Source organism: Psychrobacter sp. 1Y4, assembly GCF_051847555.1.
On record NZ_JBPYDE010000800.1, the window covers coordinates 1 to 611 of the forward strand.

At 46.5% G+C, this 611-nt stretch carries 1 pseudogene; it reads left to right on the forward strand.

The window, feature by feature from the left end:
* Positions 1-611, forward strand: a pseudogene (gene aceE, locus ACS8FC_RS18945) (pyruvate dehydrogenase (acetyl-transferring), homodimeric type); the annotation flags it as partial.

Sequence of the window (611 nt, forward strand, 5' to 3'; positions counted from 1 at the left end):
TATTCGTGCGTTTGTTATCAGCCATGCTGAAAAACAAAGACATCCAAGATCGCGTTGTGCCAATCGTACCAGACGAAGCGCGTACCTTTGGTTTGGAAGGTATGTTCCGTCAATTGGGTATTTACTCTGCAGTTGGACAGAAATACACGCCAGAAGATAGCGAAGCATTGATGGGCTATAAAGAAGCCATCGATGGTCATATGTTAGAAGAAGGTATCAACGAAGCGGGTGCGATGAGTACTTGGATTGCCTTAGCAACCAGTTACTCTGTAAATGCGTTGCCAATGATTCCGATGTACATCTATTACTCAATGTTTGGTTTCCAGCGCATAGGTGATTTGGCGTGGGCAGCAGGTGACTGTCAGGCACAAGGCTTCTTATTAGGTGCAACTGCGGGTCGTACGACTTTGAATGGTGAAGGCTTGCAGCATCAAGACGGTCATTCACAGATTTTATTTAACGTGGTACCAAACTGCGTGACCTATGATCCTTGCTATGGTTATGAGCTGGCGGTTGTCGTACATGATGGCCTACGCCGTATGTACGGAGAAGGCGAGCGCGTTTATTATTACCTAACGCTAATGAACGAAAACTACGACCAGCCTGCCATG